Source organism: Klebsiella sp. PK01, assembly GCF_057624675.1.
Genome location: NZ_JBYEZM010000004.1, coordinates 57,654 through 79,402, shown reverse-complemented (window position 1 = coordinate 79,402; position 21,749 = coordinate 57,654). Strand labels below are relative to the sequence as shown.

The 21,749-nt window shown below is 56.0% G+C and carries 19 protein-coding genes; 17 read left to right on the top strand and 2 right to left on the bottom strand.

What is annotated here, in order from left to right; genetic code table 11:
- The first annotated feature begins 3 nt into the window (after window positions 1-3).
- The 9 genes from AC22LX_RS13575 (at window position 4) to csiR (ending at window position 11,859) form a co-directional block, all read left to right on the top strand.
- Entirely contained in the window at window positions 4-2,529 is a 2,526-nt protein-coding gene (locus AC22LX_RS13575; protein WP_049059518.1) for a fimbria/pilus outer membrane usher protein, read from the top strand.
- A 19-nt stretch (window positions 2,530-2,548) separates the two neighbouring features.
- The gene (locus AC22LX_RS13570) at window positions 2,549-3,589 is read left to right on the top strand and encodes a fimbrial protein (protein WP_015368067.1); all 1,041 of its coding nucleotides are present in this window, start codon (window positions 2,549-2,551) and stop codon (window positions 3,587-3,589) included.
- Between the two features lie 9 nt (window positions 3,590-3,598).
- Complete coding sequence (locus tag AC22LX_RS13565) at window positions 3,599-4,303, top strand: EAL domain-containing protein (RefSeq protein ID WP_045391073.1); 705 nt, start codon at window positions 3,599-3,601, stop codon at window positions 4,301-4,303.
- A 261-nt stretch (window positions 4,304-4,564) separates the two neighbouring features.
- On the top strand, window positions 4,565-5,542 hold the full coding sequence (glaH, locus tag AC22LX_RS13560; protein ID WP_487334021.1) for a glutarate dioxygenase GlaH: 978 nt from the start codon (window positions 4,565-4,567) through the stop codon (window positions 5,540-5,542).
- Window positions 5,543-5,569: 27 nt separating this feature from the next.
- The gene (gene lhgO / locus AC22LX_RS13555; RefSeq protein WP_047078695.1) at window positions 5,570-6,838 is read left to right on the top strand and encodes an L-2-hydroxyglutarate oxidase; all 1,269 of its coding nucleotides are present in this window, start codon (window positions 5,570-5,572) and stop codon (window positions 6,836-6,838) included.
- Window positions 6,839-6,860: 22 nt separating this feature from the next.
- Entirely contained in the window at window positions 6,861-8,309 is a 1,449-nt protein-coding gene (gene gabD / locus AC22LX_RS13550) for an NADP-dependent succinate-semialdehyde dehydrogenase (RefSeq protein WP_015368063.1), read from the top strand.
- A 14-nt stretch (window positions 8,310-8,323) separates the two neighbouring features.
- Window positions 8,324-9,607 carry a 4-aminobutyrate--2-oxoglutarate transaminase gene (gene gabT / locus AC22LX_RS13545; RefSeq protein ID WP_045391082.1) on the top strand — a complete coding sequence of 428 codons (1,284 nt, stop codon included), beginning with the start codon at window positions 8,324-8,326 and terminating at the stop codon, window positions 9,605-9,607.
- Between the two features lie 113 nt (window positions 9,608-9,720).
- Window positions 9,721-11,121, top strand: coding sequence for a GABA permease (gene gabP, locus AC22LX_RS13540; RefSeq protein ID WP_045391085.1), 1,401 nt, complete (start codon window positions 9,721-9,723; stop codon window positions 11,119-11,121).
- A gap of 45 nt (window positions 11,122-11,166) precedes the next feature.
- Complete coding sequence (gene csiR, locus AC22LX_RS13535; protein WP_396279892.1) at window positions 11,167-11,859, top strand: DNA-binding transcriptional regulator CsiR; 693 nt, start codon at window positions 11,167-11,169, stop codon at window positions 11,857-11,859.
- A 1-nt stretch (window position 11,860) separates the two neighbouring features.
- Here csiR and AC22LX_RS13530 read toward each other — a convergent pair whose 3' ends face one another.
- Both AC22LX_RS13530 and AC22LX_RS13525 read right to left on the bottom strand, forming a co-directional pair.
- The gene (locus AC22LX_RS13530; RefSeq protein WP_047046065.1) at window positions 11,861-12,229 is read right to left on the bottom strand and encodes a hypothetical protein; all 369 of its coding nucleotides are present in this window, start codon (window positions 12,227-12,229) and stop codon (window positions 11,861-11,863) included.
- A 109-nt stretch (window positions 12,230-12,338) separates the two neighbouring features.
- On the bottom strand, window positions 12,339-13,232 hold the full coding sequence (locus AC22LX_RS13525) for a LysR substrate-binding domain-containing protein (RefSeq protein ID WP_047046068.1): 894 nt from the start codon (window positions 13,230-13,232) through the stop codon (window positions 12,339-12,341).
- A gap of 150 nt (window positions 13,233-13,382) precedes the next feature.
- Between AC22LX_RS13525 and AC22LX_RS13520 the strand changes: the two genes are divergently transcribed.
- The 8 genes from AC22LX_RS13520 to AC22LX_RS13485 all read left to right on the top strand — a co-directional run bounded on the left by AC22LX_RS13520 (window position 13,383) and on the right by AC22LX_RS13485 (window position 21,745).
- Entirely contained in the window at window positions 13,383-14,393 is a 1,011-nt protein-coding gene (locus AC22LX_RS13520) for an aldo/keto reductase (RefSeq protein ID WP_045391096.1), read from the top strand.
- 44 nt (window positions 14,394-14,437) lie between these two features.
- Complete coding sequence (locus tag AC22LX_RS13515; RefSeq protein WP_047046073.1) at window positions 14,438-15,235, top strand: SDR family NAD(P)-dependent oxidoreductase; 798 nt, start codon at window positions 14,438-14,440, stop codon at window positions 15,233-15,235.
- A gap of 32 nt (window positions 15,236-15,267) precedes the next feature.
- Window positions 15,268-15,684, top strand: coding sequence for an SRPBCC family protein (locus tag AC22LX_RS13510; RefSeq protein ID WP_045391102.1), 417 nt, complete (start codon window positions 15,268-15,270; stop codon window positions 15,682-15,684).
- Window positions 15,685-15,841: 157 nt separating this feature from the next.
- Complete coding sequence (locus tag AC22LX_RS13505) at window positions 15,842-16,054, top strand: YdgH/BhsA/McbA family protein (protein ID WP_045391105.1); 213 nt, start codon at window positions 15,842-15,844, stop codon at window positions 16,052-16,054.
- Window positions 16,055-16,425: 371 nt separating this feature from the next.
- Window positions 16,426-17,829, top strand: coding sequence for an undecaprenyl-phosphate glucose phosphotransferase (locus AC22LX_RS13500; protein ID WP_487334020.1), 1,404 nt, complete (start codon window positions 16,426-16,428; stop codon window positions 17,827-17,829).
- Window positions 17,819-19,105 carry an outer membrane beta-barrel protein gene (locus tag AC22LX_RS13495; RefSeq protein ID WP_045391110.1) on the top strand — a complete coding sequence of 429 codons (1,287 nt, stop codon included), beginning with the start codon at window positions 17,819-17,821 and terminating at the stop codon, window positions 19,103-19,105. The genes AC22LX_RS13500 and AC22LX_RS13495 overlap by 11 nt, the downstream gene beginning before the upstream one ends.
- Window positions 19,102-19,656: a polysaccharide biosynthesis/export family protein gene (locus tag AC22LX_RS13490; RefSeq protein WP_020079549.1), complete on the top strand. Its 555-nt coding sequence runs from the start codon at window positions 19,102-19,104 to the stop codon at window positions 19,654-19,656. The genes AC22LX_RS13495 and AC22LX_RS13490 overlap by 4 nt, the downstream gene beginning before the upstream one ends.
- Before the next feature lies 1 nt (window position 19,657).
- Entirely contained in the window at window positions 19,658-21,745 is a 2,088-nt protein-coding gene (locus tag AC22LX_RS13485) for a GumC family protein (RefSeq protein ID WP_063447303.1), read from the top strand.
- Window positions 21,746-21,749: the final 4 nt, after the last annotated feature.

The window sequence follows — 21,749 nt, the reverse complement described above, 5'->3', positions numbered from 1 at the left end:
ACAATGTCATTACTGGCGACACCATTTGTCAATGCCGAAGAGCAATTCAATACCTCTTTCATCCGCGGGGCGAATAACGCCTCGCTGGTGCAAAACCTCTCTACCGGCGACGATATTTTACCAGGTAAATATGCCTTCGATATTTACCTGAATAAAAATCGCGTCGATCACCGGGAAATAGAATTTAAAAAAGATTCGCCTAACACCCCGGGCTATTTCTGTTTAGATGCCGACAGCTATCGTTCATACGGCGTTCTGGTGCCGGACACTGCCGGTAGCAGCGCCTGTTACGATCTGGTAAAAAATATTCCGGGCAGTAGCGTGAGCTGGAACGCCGCGCTGCAGGAGCTGAATATCTCCGTACCGCAAACCGATCTCGAAGCGCGACCGCAGGGCGAGATTTCGCCGCTGGTCTATGACGACGGTATCAACGCCGGTTTCGTTAACTATGCCTTCAGCGGCAGTCATTCCCGTTTTGCCAGCGGTAGCGGCAAACAGGACAGCGACTACTACTTCCTGAGCCTCAATAACGGCCTAAACGTCGGCGCGTGGCGTTTTCGCAATACCTCTTCCCTGTCAAAACAGACCGGGCAAAAAGAGCAATGGAATCCGATTTCCACCTGGGCGGAAACCGACATCGCCTCCTGGCGCAGCCGTATTCAAATTGGCCAGAGCAACACCAATAATAACGTTTTCGACAGCTTCCAGTTCCGCGGCGCGCAGATTTCCAGCGTCCCGGAAATGCTGCCGGACAGCCGCCGCGGCTACGCGCCGGTCGTACGTGGCGTCGCCAACACCAACGCCCGCGTCGAAGTGCGCCAGAACGGCTACACCGTATACAGCACCGTGGTGCCGCCGGGGCCGTTCGCGCTGACCGATATTTCGCCAAGCACCCTCAGCGGCGACTTAGCCGTAACGGTTATCGAGGCGGATGGCTCACGCCATAGCTTCACTCTCCCTTACTCCTCCGTGCCGAATATGCTGCGCGACGGGATCTGGGAGTATCAGGTGACCGCGGGTAAATACCACGACGGCACCAATAATTATCAGCCGCAATTTATCCAGGGCACCGTCGCGCATGGCGCCGGCTCCGACTATACGCCATATGGCGGGATTATCATGGCCGAGCACTATCGCTCCGGCGTGGTCGGGCTGGGTAAAAACATGGGCGAATACGGGGCGGCTTCCGTTGACGCTTCATGGTCTGATACCGATCTGGCTTCCGGCGAGAACAAGCGCGGCGCCAGCGTGCGCTTCCTCTATTCCAAATCGCTCAATACCCTCGGTACCGATGTGCAGATCGCCGGCTACCGTTATTCGACCTCGGGCTTCTATGACTTCTCCGATGCGGTAGCTGAACGTAACAACTGGCAGAACGGTTTCTACCACACCCAGTATTACGATCAGAGCGACGATAAAACCGGCGCGCCGGATTGGGCGACGCAAAACCAGCGCCGTCGTTACTACGACTCGCAGCAATACAACAACAAACGCCAGCGCGTCGAAATGACGGTCAACCAGCACATCGCCGGCGCTTCGTTGTACGCGACCTTTATTCGCCAGAACTACTGGAACACTTCCGCTTACGACCGCACCATCCAGACCGGTTTCAACACCACCTGGAATCGCGTCAGCGTCGGCGTGTTTTACCAGAACAGCCGCAGTAACTACGGCTATAGCGACAACAGCGTTAACCTGAACGTCTCGGTACCAATCAACATCTTTGGCCCGGACCACGAAAGCACGGTTAACTTTAACGCCTCTAACAGCAAGCAGAGCGGTAGCGGCTACAGCGCCGGGATGAGCGGTACGTTGCTTGATGACAACCGCATGAATTACTTCGTGCAGAGCGGCCACACCCAGCACGGCGGCGATACCAGCCTGGTCAACCTGGGTTATCTGGGCAGCATGGGTAACGTCGATCTGGGCTACAGCTACAACAACAACTATCAGCAGACTTCGCTGAACGTCTCCGGCGGCGTGGTCGCGCACTCCGGCGGCGTCACCCTGTCGCAGCCGCTGCAGAACACCTTCGTGGTGGTGAAAGCGAAAGGGGCGCAGGGCGTGCGTCTGGAAAACCAGCCTGGGGTAGCGATTGACCGCTTCGGCTACGCGGTGCTCACTTCTGCGATGCCGTATCGTCACAACCGCGTCGCGCTGCGTACTTCGGATATCGGCAACGGCCTGGAAATCCCGCTGGCGGCGAAAGATATCGTGCCGACCGAGCGCGCCATCGGCCGCGTGACCTTTGAAACGCATCTCGGCCAGAGCCTGCTTATCCACGCCAAACTGGCGGACGGCAGCGTGCCGGTGATTGGCGCCAACATCTTCGGCCAGAACGGCGAACATGTCGGCGTGGTCGGTACCCGCGGCGAAGCCTACGTTTCCGGCGTTCAGAGCGGCGACCGTCTGCAGATGAAATGGGGCGACGATGCCGACGCCTCCTGCAGCCTGACGGTGCCAGAACTACCTGCTATTCAAGCCGATCAACCCGGTGGTTATCAGGTCGTCTCCCTGACCTGTAAATAACATGAAAGGACAATTAGTTATGTCGAAGTTTAACCTCTTATCCCGCACCGGGCTGACGCTGCTGGTACTCTCGAGCGCGCTGTTCTCCACCAGCAGCTTCGCGCTGAGCTGTAAGAAGAACGGTACCGAAGTATCGCAGACCATCGCGCTCACCGATCAGATTAACGTTTCGACCGCTAATTTGAAGCCGGGTACCCTGCTGTGGCGTTCGCCGACGTTTACCTCTACCTTTACCTGTACCGATACAGATCACATGCCCAATGGTGAAGATGCATATCTGTACTGGGATCCGGAAACCCGGATGCAGAATATCCACAACTCGCTGGAAGTCGGCGTCACCTATCTCAGCACCGATATTAAACCGGTAAAAGGTCAGAAAACGGATATCGGGCCAGGTACGCTCTGCCGCCGCAACCGTCCCGGCGGTGCATGCCAGTCTCCGGCAACCCCGCAGACCGTCACGGTGACCTACTCGGTTTATATTAAAGCCACCGGCAATCCGCCGCCGTCAAACGGCGTGATTAACGACACCAACCGCTACGCTATCTTCCAGGTTGACGGCGTCGGCGGCCTCAACAGCCGCCCGAATAGTAACTTCCGCGCGTGGGTCACCGGGCTTGGCAACATCCGCTTTATCGCCTGCAACCCGAAAATCACCGTCTCGGCGAACAATGGTTCAACGGTAAACTTCGGCAGCATCCCGGCGCGCAACGCGGTCGTCGGCGCCATTGAGAAACAGGTTCCGTTCAGCGTCCGCGCCGACCTGACCGGCGCCGGCCAGGATTGCCAGGGGCAGACCTTAATGGCCAGCTTCAGCACCCAGCAGCCGACCCAGGACACCAATACCATTCTGCCATCCAACGATAGCGGTTTTGGCATCCTGCTCTCGCGTGCCGATGCGCCGACGACCTGGCTTTCCATGAATACCCCGACGCAGTTGGGCATGATTAACGGCAGCGTGGTAGAAAGCAACTTCCTGGCCAGCCTGAAATGGCTAAGCGTTAAGCCAAAAATCGGCACCTTTAATGCGACGGCCAATATCGACGTTACCTTTAAATAGTGAAGCAAAATGCCGCTGACCAACACCGAACCGACCGGGTTACGCTATGTATTTCAGCCGATGTTCAACCGCGAAGGCAAAATGATCGCGGTAGAATGTTTGACCCGGTTTGCTCATCACGAGCCTGCTAGTCCGCAAGAAATAGAACGGTTTTTCAGTGAGGCATCGGAATCACTGCGCGCCCGCATCCTGCTCGAACAGATTGAGCTGGTCAGGCAGCATCAGCAGTGGTTCCGCCACAACGAAGTCATGGTTACCCTCAACGTCGACGAGTCGACGCTGCATATGCTGCATGATGATTTTATCGCCGAGTGTGTGAAAACCATCGGCTGCCTGCATTTTGAGGTTAATGAATTTTCCAACACGCTGGTGAAACGCACCCCGACCATCGACGCCCTGACGGACAAATACTCCTTCTGGCTGGATGATTTTGGCGCCGGTTACGCCGGGTTCGCCGCCCTGACGGCGCAACCCTTTCGTTTTATCAAGACCGACAAGAACCTGTTATGGAGCCTGCTGGAAAAGAAAAACGGCCAGCAGTTGATGGACTCGCTGCTGCACTATTTTCAGGCGAACCAGTATCAGGTGATCGTCGAAGGTATTGAAACCGAAGCCCATCTTCAGTGGCTGGAAAACATGCCGTGGTTTGCCCTGCAGGGACTCCTCTGGCGGGAACAAACCATTGAAGCCTTAGTGGCCAGCGTCGAAAAATAACCCCTCTTTTCCCCGGATATCCACTCCCCCGCTATCCGGGCTGTCCGTCCTCTCTTCAACTTATTCATTTTCTGGCGTTTTTCTTTTTCCACCTCGCCTGTCCTCGCTTTTCATATTGTTAACTTATTGTTGCTAGCGATCACAAAAATTAAACAATATGGTTATTTCATACGCATTTTTCAAAAATGTAGATATTTTTAATTTATGGCTACGAAATGAGCATCACCCCGACTCTCTGACTCTACCCGAGGAATGATTCTGATGAATGCACTGACCGCCGTAAAACCCCATGCTGATGATATGGCCCACAGCTACACCGGTTTTTCCTTCGCTCCGTCCGCGCAATCGCCGCGTCTGCTGGAGCTAACGTTCACCGCCGAAACGACCGCGCAATTTCTTCTACAAGTCGCACAGTGGCCGGTACAGGCGCTGGAATACAAATCTTTCTTGCGCTTTCAGGTCGGTAAGATCCTCGACGATCTGTGCGGCAACCAGTTGCAGCCGCTGCTGATCAACACGCTGCTCAATCGCGCGGAGGGCGCGCTGCTGATCAACGGTATCGGCATTGACAACGTCGCCCAGGCCGATGAGATGGTCAAGCTGGCTACCGCCGTGGCGCATTTGATCGGACGTTCCAACTTTGATGCCATGAGCGGCCAGTATTACGCCCGCTTCGTAGTGAAAAACGTCGATAACTCAGACAGCTATCTGCGTCAGCCGCACCGCGTGATGGAGCTGCACAATGACGGTACCTATGTCGAAGAAATTACCGACTACGTGCTGATGATGAAGATCGATGAGCAAAATATGCAGGGCGGCAATTCACTGCTGCTGCATCTCGATGACTGGGAACATCTCGACGAATTCTTCCGCGACCCGCTCGCCCGCCGTCCGATGCGCTGGGCCGCGCCGCCGAGCAAAAACGTCAGCAAAGATGTCTATCATCCGGTTTTCGATGTCGACCAGCAGGGCCGCCCGGTAATGCGCTATATCGACCAGTTTGTGCAGCCGAAAGATTTCGAAGAAGGCACCTGGCTGAGCCGCCTCTCCGATGCGCTGGAAACCAGTAAAAACATTCTTTCCGTGCCGGTGCCGGTGGGGAAATTCCTGTTGATAAACAATCTCTTCTGGCTGCACGGTCGCGACCGCTTTACGCCGCACCCCGATCTGCGTCGCGAACTGATGCGCCAGCGCGGCTACTTTGCGTATTCCACGAATCATTACCAGACTCATCAATAAGGGTTCTCAGGCGAAGGAATTGAGCGGATGTATGATTTCGTGATTATCGGCGGCGGCATTATCGGCATGTCGACCGCCATGCAGTTAATTGAGATTTACCCGGACGCCCGCATTGCCCTACTGGAAAAAGAGTCCGGTCCGGCCTGCCATCAAACTGGCCACAACAGCGGGGTGATCCACGCCGGCGTTTACTATACTCCCGGCAGCCTCAAGGCGCAGTTTTGCCTCGCCGGCAACCGCGCCACCAAAGCCTTTTGCGAGCAGAATGCGATTCGCTACGACGTCTGCGGCAAGATGCTGGTTGCCACCTCGCCGCTGGAAATGGAGCGGATGCGCGCGCTGTGGGATCGCACCGCCGCTAACGGCCTGCAGCGCGAGTGGCTTAGCGCCGGCGAGCTGCGCGAACGCGAGCCGAACATCAGCGGACTGGGCGGGATCTTCGTTCCTTCGAGCGGCATTGTCAGCTATCGCGACGTGGCGGCGGCAATGGCGAAGATCTTCGAATCTAAAGGCGGAACGATCGTCTACGACGCCGAAGTCAGCGCCCTGAAAGAACACGCCAGCGGTGTGGTCGTCCACACCCGTCAGGGCGGCGAATATGAGGCATCGACGCTGATTACCTGCTCCGGACTGATGGCCGATCGGCTGGTGAAAATGATCGGCGTCGATCCCGGCTTTATCATCTGCCCGTTCCGCGGCGAATATTTCCAACTGGCGCCGCAGCACAACCAGATCGTTAATCATCTGATCTATCCGATCCCCGATCCGGCGATGCCGTTCCTCGGCGTCCACCTGACCCGCATGATCGACGGTAGCGTCACCGTCGGCCCTAACGCGGTGCTGGCGCTGAAGCGCGAAGGCTACCGTAAGCGCGATATCTCGCTGACCGATACCCTCGAGATCCTGACCTCGCCCGGCATTCGCCGGGTATTACAAAACAACCTGCGTTCCGGGCTTGGCGAAATGAAGAATTCGTTGTGCAGAAGCGGCTATCTGCGGCTGGTGCAGAAATACTGCCCCAGCCTGACATTGAGCGATTTACGCCCGTGGCCTGCCGGCGTGCGGGCACAGGCGGTATCGCCGCAGGGCAAGCTGATCGACGATTTCCTTTTTGTCACTACCGCGCGTTCCATCCACACCTGTAACGCGCCGTCGCCGGCGGCCACATCGGCTATCCCGATCGGCGCGCACATCGTCAGCAAGGTGCAAACCCTGCTGGCAAGCCAGAGCAATCCCGGACGCACGCTGCGTGCGGCACGTAGCGTGGAGACACTACACGCCGCTTTTACTCGTTAACCCCTTTAGACAGGAAGCGATTATGCAACTTAAAGATGCAACTCTGTTTCGCCAGCAGGCGCTAATTGATGGCCAGTGGCGCGATGCGCAAAACGGCGACGTGATTGCGGTGACCAACCCCGCCAACGGCCAGCAACTGGGTAGCGTGCCGAAAATGGGCGCCGACGAAACCCGCGAAGCTATTGAAGCCGCCAACCGCGCCCTGCCAGCCTGGCGTGCCCTGACCGCCAAAGAGCGCGCCACCCTTCTGCGCCGCTGGTTCGATCTCATGATGGAGAACCAGGACGATCTTGCCCGCCTGATGACCCTCGAACAGGGGAAACCGCTGGCGGAAGCCAAAGGCGAAATCAGCTACGCCGCCTCCTTTATCGAATGGTTTGCCGAAGAAGGTAAGCGTATTTACGGCGATACCATTCCCGGTCATCAGGCCGACAAGCGCCTGATCGTCATTAAGCAGCCCATCGGCGTTACCGCCGCCATCACCCCGTGGAACTTCCCGGCGGCGATGATCACCCGTAAAGCGGGCCCGGCGCTGGCCGCCGGCTGCACTATGGTCCTGAAACCGGCGAGCCAGACGCCGTTTTCCGCGCTGGCGCTGGCCGAACTGGCGAATCGCGCCGGTATTCCCGCCGGGGTATTTAACGTGGTCACCGGTTCCGCCGGGGCCGTCGGCAACGAACTGACCAGCAACCCGCTGGTACGCAAGCTCTCCTTCACCGGCTCGACCGAAATTGGCCGCCAGCTGATGGAACAGTGTGCGAAAGACATCAAAAAAGTGTCGTTAGAACTCGGCGGCAACGCGCCGTTTATCGTCTTTGACGATGCCGACCTCGATAAAGCCGTCGAAGGGGCGCTGGCGTCGAAGTTCCGCAACGCCGGGCAGACCTGCGTCTGCGCCAACCGTCTGTATGTACAGGACGGCGTCTATGACCGTTTCGCCGAGAAACTGCAGCAGGCGGTGGAAAAGCTGCGCATCGGCGACGGCCTGCAGGACGGGGTCACCACCGGCCCGCTGATCGATGATAAAGCGGTAGCTAAAGTCGAAGAACATATTGCCGACGCCCTTGCGAAAGGCGCGCGCATCGTCACCGGCGGTAAACCGCACGCGCTGGGCGGCAACTTCTTCCAGCCCACCATCCTGGTCAACGTCCCGAGCAGCGCCAAAGTGGCGAAAGAAGAGACCTTCGGCCCGCTGGCGCCGCTGTTCCGCTTTAAAGATGAAGCCGATGTGATTGCCCAGGCCAACGATACCGAATTCGGCCTCGCCGCCTATTTCTATGCCCGCGACCTGAGCCGCGTCTTCCGCGTCGGCGAAGCGCTGGAGTACGGCATCGTTGGCATCAATACCGGCATTATCTCCAACGAAGTCGCGCCGTTCGGCGGTATTAAAGCCTCCGGTCTGGGCCGCGAAGGTTCGAAGTACGGCATCGAAGATTATTTAGAAATCAAATATATGTGTATCGGCCTTTAACAGGAGAGCAGGACATGACCAGCAATAAAGCGTTAATGCAGCGCCGTAGCGACGCGGTGCCGCGCGGCGTCGGACAAATTCACCCTATCTTTGCCGACCGTGCGGAGAACTGCCGGGTATGGGACGTTGAAGGCCGTGAATATCTTGATTTCGCCGGCGGTATCGCGGTGCTGAACACCGGCCACCTGCACCCTGAGGTGATCGCCGCGGTGGAAGGCCAGCTGAAGAAGCTGACCCATACCTGCTTCCAGGTGCTGGCCTACGAGCCCTACCTGCAGCTGTGCGAAATGATGAACCAGAAAGTGCCCGGCGATTTCGCCAAGAAAACCCTGCTGGTGACCACCGGTTCGGAAGCGGTGGAAAACGCGGTCAAAATCGCCCGCGCGGCGACCGGACGTAGCGGCACTATCGCCTTTACCGGCGCCTATCATGGCCGTACCCATTACACCCTGTCGTTAACCGGGAAAGTGAACCCTTACTCCGCGGGCATGGGGTTAATGCCGGGCCACGTTTATCGCGCGCTCTACCCGTGCGCGCTGCACGGCATCAGCGATGATGACGCGATCGCCAGCATCCATCGCATCTTCAAAAATGACGCCGCGCCGGAAGATATCGCCGCTATCGTCATTGAACCTGTCCAGGGCGAAGGCGGTTTCTACGCCGCCTCCCCGGCCTTTATGCAGCGCCTGCGCGCGCTGTGTGACGAGCACGGTATCATGCTGATCGCCGATGAAGTCCAGAGCGGCGCGGGCCGTACCGGCACGCTGTTCGCGATGGAGCAGATGGGCGTGGCGCCGGATATCACCACTTTTGCCAAATCCATCGCCGGCGGTTTCCCGCTGGCGGGCGTCACCGGACGGGCGGAAGTCATGGACGCCATTGCGCCGGGCGGATTGGGCGGCACCTATGCCGGTAACCCGATTGCCTGCGCCGCCGCGCTGGCGGTACTCAAGGTTTTCGAACAGGAAAACCTGTTGGAAAAAGCCAACCAGCTCGGCGACAAGCTGCGTAAGGGCCTGCTCAATATCGCCGAAACGCATCCTGAAATCGGCGACGTCCGCGGTCTGGGAGCGATGATCGCCATTGAACTCTTTGAAGAGGGCGATCACCGCAAACCCAACGCCAAACTGACGGCGGATATCGTCGCCCGCGCGCGGGATAAAGGCCTGATCCTGCTCTCCTGCGGGCCGTACTACAACGTGCTGCGTATTCTGGTGCCGCTGACTATCGAAGATGCGCAGATCGCGCAGGGGCTGCAGATTATCGCCGACTGTTTTAACGAAGCTAAACAACGCTAACACTCCTGCACCGGATGGCGACGCTCGCGCGTCCCGTCCGGTTGCCTGTCGGCCGGATGGGGCGCAACCGCCATCCGGCAAACGGCGCCAAAAAACAATAAAAGGGGTTAATGATGGGGCAACTGTCGCAATCACATGATTTAGGGGGCGGGCTGAAATCACGCCACGTCACCATGTTATCTATTGCCGGCGTGATCGGCGCAAGTTTGTTTGTCGGTTCCAGCGTCGCCATTGCCGAAGCGGGCCCGGCGGTGCTGCTCTCCTACCTGTTCGCCGGGTTATTGGTGGTGATGATTATGCGTATGCTGGCCGAAATGGCCGTCGCCACCCCGGATACGGGCTCCTTTTCGACCTACGCCGACAAAGCGATCGGCCGCTGGGCGGGTTATACCATCGGCTGGCTGTACTGGTGGTTCTGGGTACTGGTTATCCCCCTGGAAGCCAATATCGCGGCCATTATTCTCAACTCATGGATCCCCGGCGTACCGGTATGGCTATTCTCGCTGGTCATCACCCTCGCCCTCACCGGCAGTAATCTGCTGAGCGTCAAGAACTACGGTGAATTCGAGTTCTGGCTGGCTATCTGTAAAGTTATCGCCATTCTGGCCTTTATCGTACTGGGCGCGGTGGCCATCACCGGCTTCTATCCGTATGCCGAAGTGAGCGGGATTTCGCGCCTGTGGGATCACGGCGGCTTTATGCCTAACGGCTTCGGCGCGGTGCTCAGCGCAATGCTCATTACCATGTTCTCATTTATGGGCGCCGAGATTGTCACCATTGCCGCCGCCGAATCGGATACCCCGGATAAACATATTGTTCGCGCCACGAATTCCGTAATCTGGCGTATCTCTATCTTCTACCTGTGCTCCATTTTCGTGGTCGTCTCGCTGATCCCGTGGAACATGCCGGGGCTGAAGAACGTCGGTTCATACCGTTCGGTACTGGAGTTACTGCATATCCCCTACGCCAAACTGATTATGGACGGCGTGATCCTGCTGTCGGTGACCAGCTGCCTGAACTCGGCGCTGTATACCGCTTCGCGAATGCTCTATTCCCTGAGCCGCCGCGGCGATGCGCCAGCCATAATGGGCAAAACCAACCGCAGTAAAACGCCGTATGTGGCGGTGCTGCTCTCCACCGGCGCGGCCTTCTTAACCGTGGTGGTGAACTACTATGCCCCGGCGAAGGTCTTTAAATTCCTCATCGATAGCTCCGGCGCCATCGCCCTGCTGGTCTATCTGGTTATCGCCGTATCTCAGTTGCGGATGCGCAAAATCCTGCTGGCGAAAGGCGGAGAAATTCGCCTTAAGATGTGGCTCTATCCGTGGCTCACCTGGCTGGTTATCGCCTTTATCACCTTCGTACTGGTGGTGATGCTGTTCCGCCCGGCGCAGCAGCTGGAGGTGATTTCCACCGGCGTGCTGGCGATCGCTATCATCTGCACGGTGCCGATTATGTCACGCTGGAAAAAGCTGCTATTGTGGCAAAAACTGCCGCTACAAAATACGCGTTAACCCTGTTCCCGGCGCAAGCCGGGAAATGTATTCAGGAGCAAGACTATGACCGCCATTCCCCAAGCGACGGCCATTGATGGATACCGCTGGTTGAAAAACGACATCATCCGCGGCGTTTATCAGCCTGATGAAAAACTGCGTATGAGCCTGCTGACGTCGCGCTATGAGCTTGGCGTCGGCCCGCTGCGGGAAGCGCTCTCGCAGCTGGTGGCCGAGCGGCTGGTGACGGTGGTCAACCAAAAAGGCTATCGTGTCGCCTCGATGTCCGAGGCGGAACTCCTCGATATCTTCGATGCCCGCGCCAACATGGAAGCCATGCTGGTGCGCCTCGCCATTGAGCGCGGCGGCGATGAGTGGGAAGCCGAACTGCTGGCTCGCGCCCATCTGCTTAATAAGCTGGAATCCAGCGAAGCAAGTGAGCGCTTACTCGATGAATGGGATCAGCGCCATCAGGCGTTTCATACCGCCATCGTCGCTGGCTGTGGTTCGCAGTATTTACTGCAGATGCGCGAACGGCTGTTCGATCTGGCGGCGCGCTACCGCTTCATCTGGCTGCGCACCACCGTGCTGTCGGTAGAAATGCTGGAAGATAAACATGTCCAGCACCAGACGCTGCTGGAAGCCATTCTGGCGCGCGACGCCGAGCAAGCCAGCGCGCTCATGCGCGAGCACTTACTGACTCCCATCCCGATTATCCAGCAGGCGATGGCCGGCAAACTGCAGGCGCAGCAATCCTGATTCAGGCGGCGGGCTTTTTATAATACGGCAGCTGCTTGACCGGATACTCATAATGCTCCTCCACCACGCAGCGGTCCGGCGTCGCCATTCCCGAATAGAAGAAAAAGTACTCCTGACTGTCCGGGAAAAAGACCAGATCGTCGCCGTTACGAAAGCTGGTCACCCGATAGGGAATATTATTTTTAGTGTGCGCCTGACGCATGCCGGAAGCCACCTGGAAATGGTCGTCCCACTTCATGGTTGATAGCTGGTAATGGAAACGCGAGATAGTCACGTTTTTACGTAAAGAGCAGGACAATTTTACCGCTGTGCCGGCGAAAGCCGGAGAAAGGAAGAAGCTTAATAAACTGATAGATAATACAAATTTCATGAAGGTCTTATAATTTTAGGGTCAATTATTTAACGGTAACATGAATTGACCGTTCAAACAGGGATCGCGGCGGATTTTCTTCCCGCCGCGCCCGACTCCAGGAATATTCCTAATTATTCTCGCCGCGTAACACCTCGCGAAAGTGCATCACCAGCGGGCGCTGGTTAGCTTTGTGCCATACCGCCCACAGCTGGGTCGAATAGCTCATCCACGGAATTTCCCGCAGCACGACCCCCTCAGGGGCGTTATGCCGCAGGCTGTGCTGGATCAGCGCCACGCCCAGCCCCGCCGCCACCAGCCCCAGAGCCGTTAATGGCTCTCCGGCTTCCAGACGAATATCCGGATTAAAGCCCGCACGTACGCAGGCGGCGACGAACTCATCGCGTGAATGGGCATCGTCGTTATGGATAACCGCGATCCACTGCTGATCGGCCAGCTGCGCCGGCTGCAAGTTTTCCGCAGCGGCCAGCGGGTGATTCTGCGGTAATGCCAGCAGCATCCGGTCATCAAGCACCTGGGTGTACTCCAGATCCTGTTCGCCCGCCGAAGGCGGCATGTCCACCAGCGAGAAATCCAGGCTGCGCTGGCGCAGGCCCTCAATCTGCGTAGCGGGCGGCTGGCTATACAGCGCGATATGCACGTCCGGGCGCGACGTTCGCAGGGTGCGCAGCGCGGTAGAAAGCACGCCCGAGTGCATGGCGTTTTCGATATAACCGATACACAACCCGCCATCTTCGCCGCGCCCCAGTCGTTTACCTAACGATTCGAGACGGTTGGCGTGGGTCAGCAACGAGCGCGTTTCCGCCAGAAACGTCTGCCCGTCCGCCGTCAGGCGAATACGCTGCTGGTTACGTTCAAATAGCATCAGCCCAAGGCGCTCCTCCAGCTGGGCTATCTGGCGGCTGAGCGGCGACTGCGAAATATGTAAGCGTTCGGCGGCACGGCCAACGTGCTCCTCTTCCGCCACCACCACAAAGTATTTCAACTGGCGTAAATCAATCATATGAGACCTCAAAGGACTTAAGTCAGACGAATTATGTCCTATCAAGTCATAACACCGCAAGGTATTGTGATCTCCGTCACAGGGCGACAGCACAAGTCGCTCGCAAAGAACCCTTCCCAAAACGGGAACCCTATATCGAGGACATCTTAGATGAGCATCAAACATATTCTGCCAGGCAACATCGGTTTAGGCGGCGCGCCGCTGGGCAACATGTTCCGCAACATCCCGGAAGACGAGGCGCACGCCACCGTCGCCGCCGCCTGGGATCTGGGCGTTCGTTACTTCGATACCGCGCCGCTGTACGGGTCCGGTCTTTCTGAAATCCGGATGGGCGAAGCGCTCTCACAGTACCCTCGCGATCAGTTCGTTCTGAGCAGCAAAGTCGGCCGCATCATGCTTGATGAAATGGAAGACCCGGCCGCGCGTGATTTCGGTGAGAAAGGCGGTCTTTTCGAATACGGCCTGAAAAACAAAATCCTCAACGATTACTCGGCAGACGCCACCCTGCGTTCTATTGAAGACAGTTTAAAACGGCTGAAAACCGACCATCTCGACATCGTATGGATCCACGATCCAGCGCAGGATTTCTACGGCGACAGCTGGCTGGAGCAGTTCAACATCGCCCGTACCGGCGCCTTCCGCGCGCTGACCCGCCTGCGTGAAGAAGGCGTCATTAAAGCATGGGGTCTGGGCGTGAACCGCGTCGAACCTTGCGAACTGACCTTAGCGCTCGACGAGCCGAAGCCGGATGCGTTCCTGCTGGCTGGCCGCTACTCGCTGCTGGACCACAAACGCGCCCTGCAGCGCCTGATGCCGGAAGCGCTGGAACAGAATGTCGATATCGTTGTCGGCGGTCCTTACAGCTCGGGCGTTCTCGCCGGCGGTGAACACTTCGAATACCAGAAAGCCTCTGCGGCGATCCACCAGCAGGTGGCGCAGATCAAGGCCGTTGCCGCTCGTCATCAGGTGGATGTGAAAGCCGCGGCGCTGCAGTTTGCCCTGGCTCACCCGGCGGTGGCCGCCGTGATCCCAGGCTCCAGCCGTCCGGGCCGTATGGCGGAAGATCTGGCCGCGCTGAAAGCAACCATCCCAGCCGCTTTCTGGGAAGAGATGCGCAGCCAGAATCTGGTGGCGGATAACGCGCCGCTGCCGATTCGTTAATTTTAGCGGGGCCACAGGGCCCCTCTTAAAACAAGAGAGACACCATGAAACTGGATCTAACTCATAAAGTCGCCGTGGTGAGCGGCTCCACTTCCGGCATCGGGCTTGGCATCGCTAAAGGCCTTGCTCAGGCGGGCGCGACCGTGGTCATCGTCGGCCGTCAACGGCGCGGTGTTGATACCGCCATGGCGGCGATTAATGCCGAACTCCCGGATGCGCAGCTGCGCGGGGTGGTCGCCGACCTCAGCACCGAGGAGGGCGTCAGCGCGCTGCTCGCCGCCGAGCCGCATGCTGATGTGGTGGTTAACAACCTCGGCATCTTTAACGATAAAGATTTCTTTAGCGTACCGGATAGCGAGTGGATGCACTTTTATAACGTCAACGTGCTTTCCGGCGTGCGGCTGTCGCGCCACTACGCCCGGGGGATGATCGACAACGGCTGGGGACGCATTATTTTCGTCTCCTCGGAATCCGGCGTCGCGATTCCTGCCGACATGATCAACTACGGCGTGACCAAAAGCGCCAACCTTGCGGTCTCCCACGGGCTGGCGAAACGTCTGGCCGGTACCGGCGTCACCGTTAACGCCATTCTGCCCGGCCCCACCTTCACCGAAGGTTTGCAGGAGATGCTGGCGGAGGCCGCCGCGCAGTCTGGCCGCAGCCCGCGTGAACAGGCTGATGAATTTGTGAAGATCGCGCGTCCAAGCTCGATTATCCAGCGGGCGGCGGACGTCGACGAAGTGGCGAACCTGGCGGTGTATCTCGCCTCGCCGCTCTCGTCGGCCACCACCGGCGCTGCGCTGCGCGTCGATGGCGGCGTCGTCGACACCCTGGCAATGTAATTCTAATCATCTGCAATAAAGAGAGAAATAAAATGGCTAATACCACTGTATCTATCGAAATCCCGGCTTCTGTCGACCAGGTCTGGCAACTGATGGGCGGCTTTGACTCGCTGCCCGACTGGCTGCCGTTCATCCCGAAAAGCGTAGTGAGCGAAGGAGGACGCGTGCGTACGCTGACCACTTCCGATGGCGGCACGGTCATTGAACGTCTGGAGGCGTTTGATAACCGCCAGCGCAGCTATAGCTACTCGATAATCCAGGCGCCGTTCCCGGTAGTGGATTACCTCTCCACGATCGCGGTCGTGGCAACTGCCGATAGCAATATCACCCGCGTTGAGTGGTCCGGCAGCTTCACGCCGGTTAACGTCAGCGACGCGGATGCCGAAGCGCTGTTCAGCGGTATTTATCGCGACGGCCTGCAGGCGTTGAAAAATAACTTTAGCGCCTGATTGTTGCCAGGAATGGCCAGGCCATTCCTTTTATGAACAAAAGAAGAAAAGTCTATTGCCCGTTGCCGTCTTTTTCAGACAACGGGCGGGGCCTATCCTTTACGCCATCACGTTGCAACGGGCAACGTTAACGAAACAACTTACCAGGATTATGAACATGAAAACCGTATCGACTCTTTTTTCCGCAGCCGCACTTTCACTTTTTGCCTTTACTGCTTCCGCGCATAGCGTCACTGCGACCGGTAATACGCTTGACTCCGCTGAAGCGGTGATTGCCAAAAAAGCGAAAGAGCTAAATGCGACTGATTATAAAATCACCAGTGCCCATATGGGGAATAAGGTGACGATGAGCGCGGAACTGTACAAGTAAAATCGGTCACTCTTCAGAGCCCCGGCGACTCAACATCTTGAGTTGGCCGGGGGCTAAGAATTCTCACTCTCCAGCCGCCGATTGTTTCACTTGCAATTAACCCTACACCCTGCATTTCTCTCTGCTTTTACGCTCAACAACACATAATACTTCGGTAGTAATACTTTTCTCTGCCACTTAAATAAGTCTCATAAAGAACATTAAAAAGCAGTTTTATTTTTAAACTGAGATTTGTCGACACTACTCAACTCATAGTCTACAATGATGATTGATAACCATTTATTGCAAATGTGAATGATTATCAGGCTTTCCAGTTAGTTAAAAACAATAGCATAACGATGTTTAAATAACTCATTTTAAACGAGCAAAAAATGGCAGATAACAATATAAAAATTTATCATTCCCGTTATAGCAAGTTGATAAAACTACTGGACTTCCTTACCGTCAACATTTTGATTTTCATCTATTTAAAGTATTTTTACACCGAACCCTCTACCGCTTCCGCGCTCGTTGGAATTATCTATTCATTAGTATTCATAAGAATTAATGAGTATTTTCAATTGTACTCCGGGCAATTTAAAGGCCACTATTTCGCAAAATCAGCCGCGCTCATATTAAGCGTATGCCTAAGCAGTATTGTTTCATTTTTATTTTTCGTCGTTGCCGAGTGGTTAATTAACACGCAACCAGTGGTTAATTTTATCCCGCTGGCCATCAGTCTGGCGAAATGCTCAATATTTATATTTCTGATTGTCTTCGTGGTGCGGGCAATCACTGCCCATTATCTGTTTAACTCGGTGTTACGGGTGGCGATTCTTGGTATTACGCCCGCGGGCCTGGCCATCGAGCAGGCTTTACAAAAAGAGTACTCACAGCGCGGTATCATCATCAGCTATTTTGAAGACCGCAACAACCATCGCGATAGCCGGTTGATGAGTATTGAAAGAAAAGGTAACTCGCGCGATCTGCTGGCCCTAGCGAAGACAGGCGGCGTTGATGAAATTTATATCGCGCTCCCCATGGTTGCACAGCAGCGTATTAAGCAGTTTCTAAATGAATTCTCTGATACGACAGTCGATGTATTCCTGGTACCGGATCTATTCTCTTACAGCTCGCATATTTCCCAGCTGCGCATGTTCGGCAATCTGCAGACTATCAGTATCTTCACTTCGCCTTTTGATGGCGAAGGAGCGATCATCAAGCGTATCGAAGATATCATTCTCGGCTCTTTCTTTAGCTTAATTAGCCTGCCGGCGATGCTGTTCGTGGCGATTGGTATCAAGCTCACCTCGCCGGGGCCAATTTTATTTAAACAGAATCGTTATGGCCTCAACGGCAAGCAAATAGAAGTGTGGAAATTCAGGACCATGCGGGTCATGGAAAATAGCGCCGTGGTCACTCAGGCGACCCGAAACGATCCGCGCATCACCAAATTCGGCGCTTTTTTGCGTAAAACCTCACTGGATGAACTGCCGCAGTTTTTCAACGTGCTTCAGGGGCGGATGTCGATCGTCGGCCCGCGCCCGCACGCGGTGGCGCATAACGAGCAGTATCGCGTGCTGGTGGAGAACTACATGATTCGCCATAAGGTTAAACCAGGGATCACGGGGCTTGCGCAGATTAACGGCTTCCGCGGCGAGACCGACACGCTGGACAAAATGGAGAAGCGAATTCAGTACGATCTGGCCTACATCCAGTCGTGGTCGCTGTTCCTCGATCTCAAAATCGTCTTTTTGACTTTCTTCCGGGGCTTTGTTGGCAAAAATGCGTTCTAGGTTCGCCGTTCTGGCCGGTTTGCTGTCTGTGCCTTACGCACACGCCGACCTGCAGGCAAAACCGCATACCGGGGTTGCCGGCATCGATTTCGAGAGCCAGTTGGGTTATGACATCGGTTACGATGACAACGTGACCTGGCAGCGCTACGACCAAAATAAAATCGGTTCCAGCTACCAGAATATTAAACCTATCGTCAAAGCCATCGGCGAACGTTATGAAGACCGCTACCTGTTGATGTATTCCGGCGATTACCGCAACTATGGCAACGATAGCGCGGATAATCGCAACAACCATTTTTTTATGTTTAACGGCAAATGGCGATTTGGCAGCATGCACGGGCTGTCGCTGGACCTCGATGAGACGCTGGGCCATGAAGAGCGCGGCCGCGACACCACCGAAGGCTTTTTGCCCGAGCAGTTTAAAGAGTTTGGCATCAACAAGCCGATCGGCACCCGCTTCTTTAACAGCGAGCTGCGTTACAGCTACGGCGCGCCGGAAGGCCGCGGTAAAGTTGAAGTCGCGCTACTGCATAAACAATTGCGCTTTCGCAACCTCGACAGCATCAAAGACGCCAGCGATGACTTTAACTATTACATGCACGATCAGGAGTGGCATGAAAACAGCCTGGTAGCCGAACTGTTCGACCAGAAAGCCAAAACGCTGCGCTATCGCTATAGCTTTATCACCAACCAGCGCCGCTACGAGCTGAACCCGTTAAAAGACAGCAATGAGTATTATCTGCTAGTCGGCATGAAGAATCGCCTGTCGGGTAAAACGGAGATTAACGGTAACGTCGCCTGGCTCTACAAAGACTTTATCCATAACCCGGACTCGCAGGGTTTTAACGGCCTGAACTGGGATATCAACGCCGACTGGAAACCGCTGGAGCAAATGAAAGTTAACCTACACAGCTCCCAGCGCATCAAAGACCCCACCGACTCCGGCGGCTATATCCTGGTGTCGAATTTCGGCGTCGGCTATGAGCATCACTGGCTGGTGGATCGTTTCTCAACTCTGGTCGATTATTCATATATCACCGAAGACTATAAGCATCAGAGTAATAAGCGCAAAGATAAGTCCAATCTGCTGTCGCTGACCTTTAACTATGATTTCCGACCATCGGTTAACTTTAAGCTGAAACTGCAATGGAACACCATGCACTCAAATAAAGATACGGACACTTTTTATATTGGCCCGGACTACTCGCATGCGGTTGACCGCACCCTGGGCTACGACGATTCGGCCATTATTTTTATGACGCAGGTACAACTATGACCTTTTTAAACAGGACCCTGGCGATGCTTCCACTGCTGGCGCTACTGCTGGCGGGCTGTTCGACGCCGCCGCAGACCATTAAAACGCCGCCGGACGCCGTCTACCTTTTGGACCAGGGCGATGAAGTGAATATTGCGGTCTCCGGGGAGCAGGATCTGACGATGCGGGTAAAAATCGATAATAGCGGCAGCATTGATTACCCCTATATCGGATCGCTGCTGTTAAAAGGCAAAACGCCAGAACAGGTGAGTAATGAAATCGCCGATAAACTGCGCGGTAACTACCTACAGGCGCCGATGGTCACGGTGAGCATCGCCGAATACCGCAAAGTTTATCTGCTCGGCGAAGTGAAAAAACCGGATGGATATGCCTGGGAGCCGGGTTTAACGGCGGAAAAAGCCATCGCCCTGGCCGGCGGTTTTACCGACCGTGCCGACCGTCATGATATTCAAATTCGACAGGCCCGCGGCGGAAGGCTGCTGGAAAATGTCGCCGCCGACTCCTCCGTGCAGGCAGGAGATACCATCATTATTGGCATGAGTTTCTTCTGATATGGCAATTTCACTGGTCGAAAACGCGAAAAAGAAAGAAGGCTTTATCGACTTCACGCCTTATTTCAACAAAATTAAGCACAAGCTTATCTGGTGCCTGGCGGTAGTGATTGTCGCCGCCGTGGCGTCATTTATTCTGACGCGCTTTATGTCTTCCAGCTACACGGCGACCGCTACCGTGCTGTTCAAAGCGCAGTCGCAGGACGTCTCTCCTCTGCCGCGGCTGGAAAACTACGATTCCACGCGCAGCGATTACTACGAGACCAAGTACGCGTTAATGGGGTCACGAGTAGTGCTCGATGCCGCGGTGCGTAAATTAAAGCTGGAGCAGGATAGCGAATTTAACGGCGGCGATAATCTGGATGAAGCCGCGCGCATCAATAATGCCATTCAGGCGCTGCAAAAAAGCCTGACCATTTCCGGCGTGCGCACCACCCAGCTGGTTGCCGTATCGATGGAAGCGAAATCACCGCAGAAAGCCGCCGATATCGCCAACGGCGTCGCCCAGGCCTTCATCGATTACAGCCTGCAGCAGAAGCAAAATACCTTGCTTCAGGCGCAGGGCTGGAACGAAAAAATGATGGACGACCTGAAAACCAAAATGGATCAGCAGAAGGCGGACATCGATAACTTCCTCAAGCAGAACGGATTACTAACCTTCCGCAGCATGGATGGTTATGAGACCGAGCGGCTGGGGATTGTGATTAACCATCTGGCCGACGCCACCCAGCGTCGTCTGAAAGCGCAGACGGTATGGGACAAGGTCCGTCGTCAGCAGGGTAAACCGGTAGAACAGATTATCTCGCTGCCGGAAATCTCTGGCCATCCGCAGGTGCAGGATTTACGCATTGCGCTCATCCAGACGCGGCGCAATCTTTCCGAAGCGGCCAAACACTACGGCCCGCAGCATCCGAAATATCTGCAGGCTCAGGCGCAGCTGCAGGCGGTCAATGCCCAGCTTGGCCAGGTGCTGGGCGAGCTGTTTAACGGCCTGCGCCAGCAGTATCAAATTGCCCTCGACGATGAGCAGCACTACCAAAAAATGCTCAACGATCAGAAGGCTGATTTCCAGGCGCTCGGCGCCAAGCGCGACCAGTACAACACCATGACCACCGCGCTGAATAAAACCGAAGAGCTTTATAAGTCGCTGTACCAGCGCGCTAACGAGCAGAAATTATCGGAGACCTTCTCGGTAGCGGATGAAGTCATTTACGACACCGCCGTGCCGCCGGACCGCCCGTCTAAACCCCAGCGCGGCCTGTTGATCGTGATGATTACCCTGATGGCGCTGGCGCTGTATATCATGTACCTGATCGTCAGTACCGCGCTGGATAAAACGGTGAATAGCCTCAGCGAGCTCAAAGCGAAAACCGCCCTCGATGCCAGTGGCGAATTTCCGCTCCTGGCGCATCCGGAAAACGCGCAGCAGATTTTCCATAACGTGCTCTACGCCGATATGATCCACAGCCTACGGCTGGCGTTGCTCAATCAGCGCGATAAACCCGCCACCATCCTGGTGACTTCGGTGCAATCCCGTTCCGGCAGTTCGTTTATTGCCGAACTGCTGGCCTGCTCAGCCAGCAAATCGCGTAAAACGCTGCTGATTGACCTCGACTACCTGGCCACTCAGGGATTATCGGCGAAATTTCCGCAACATAAACAGGGCTTCAGCCAACTGTTGAACGGCGAGTGCTTGCCGGAGCAGTCCGTCGTCAAACTGGATGATCGGCTGGACTTTATGCCCCGCGGCAAACTCAGCGACTCTTCGCTGCTGTTGCTCACCTCTGAACGCCTGCCGGCGCTGCTGGCAACGTTGCATCAGACTTACGATACGCTAATCATCGACGCTCCGGCGCTCAATCAGGCGCAGGATAGTCTGCTGCTGGCGGCACAAAGCGATATGACTCTGCTGGTGGTGAAGGCCGGCGAGCTGGCTCCGCGGATCCGCAAAGCGGAACAACGTCTGCAGAGCGCGGGCAATAGCCGGGTGGCAAACGTGCTCAACCAGGTGCGCGAAGAACATCTGGAAACGCAGGAAGGTAAACGCCTGCTTGAGCGCCAGATGCGCGAACTCATTGCTCCGAAATAGCGCC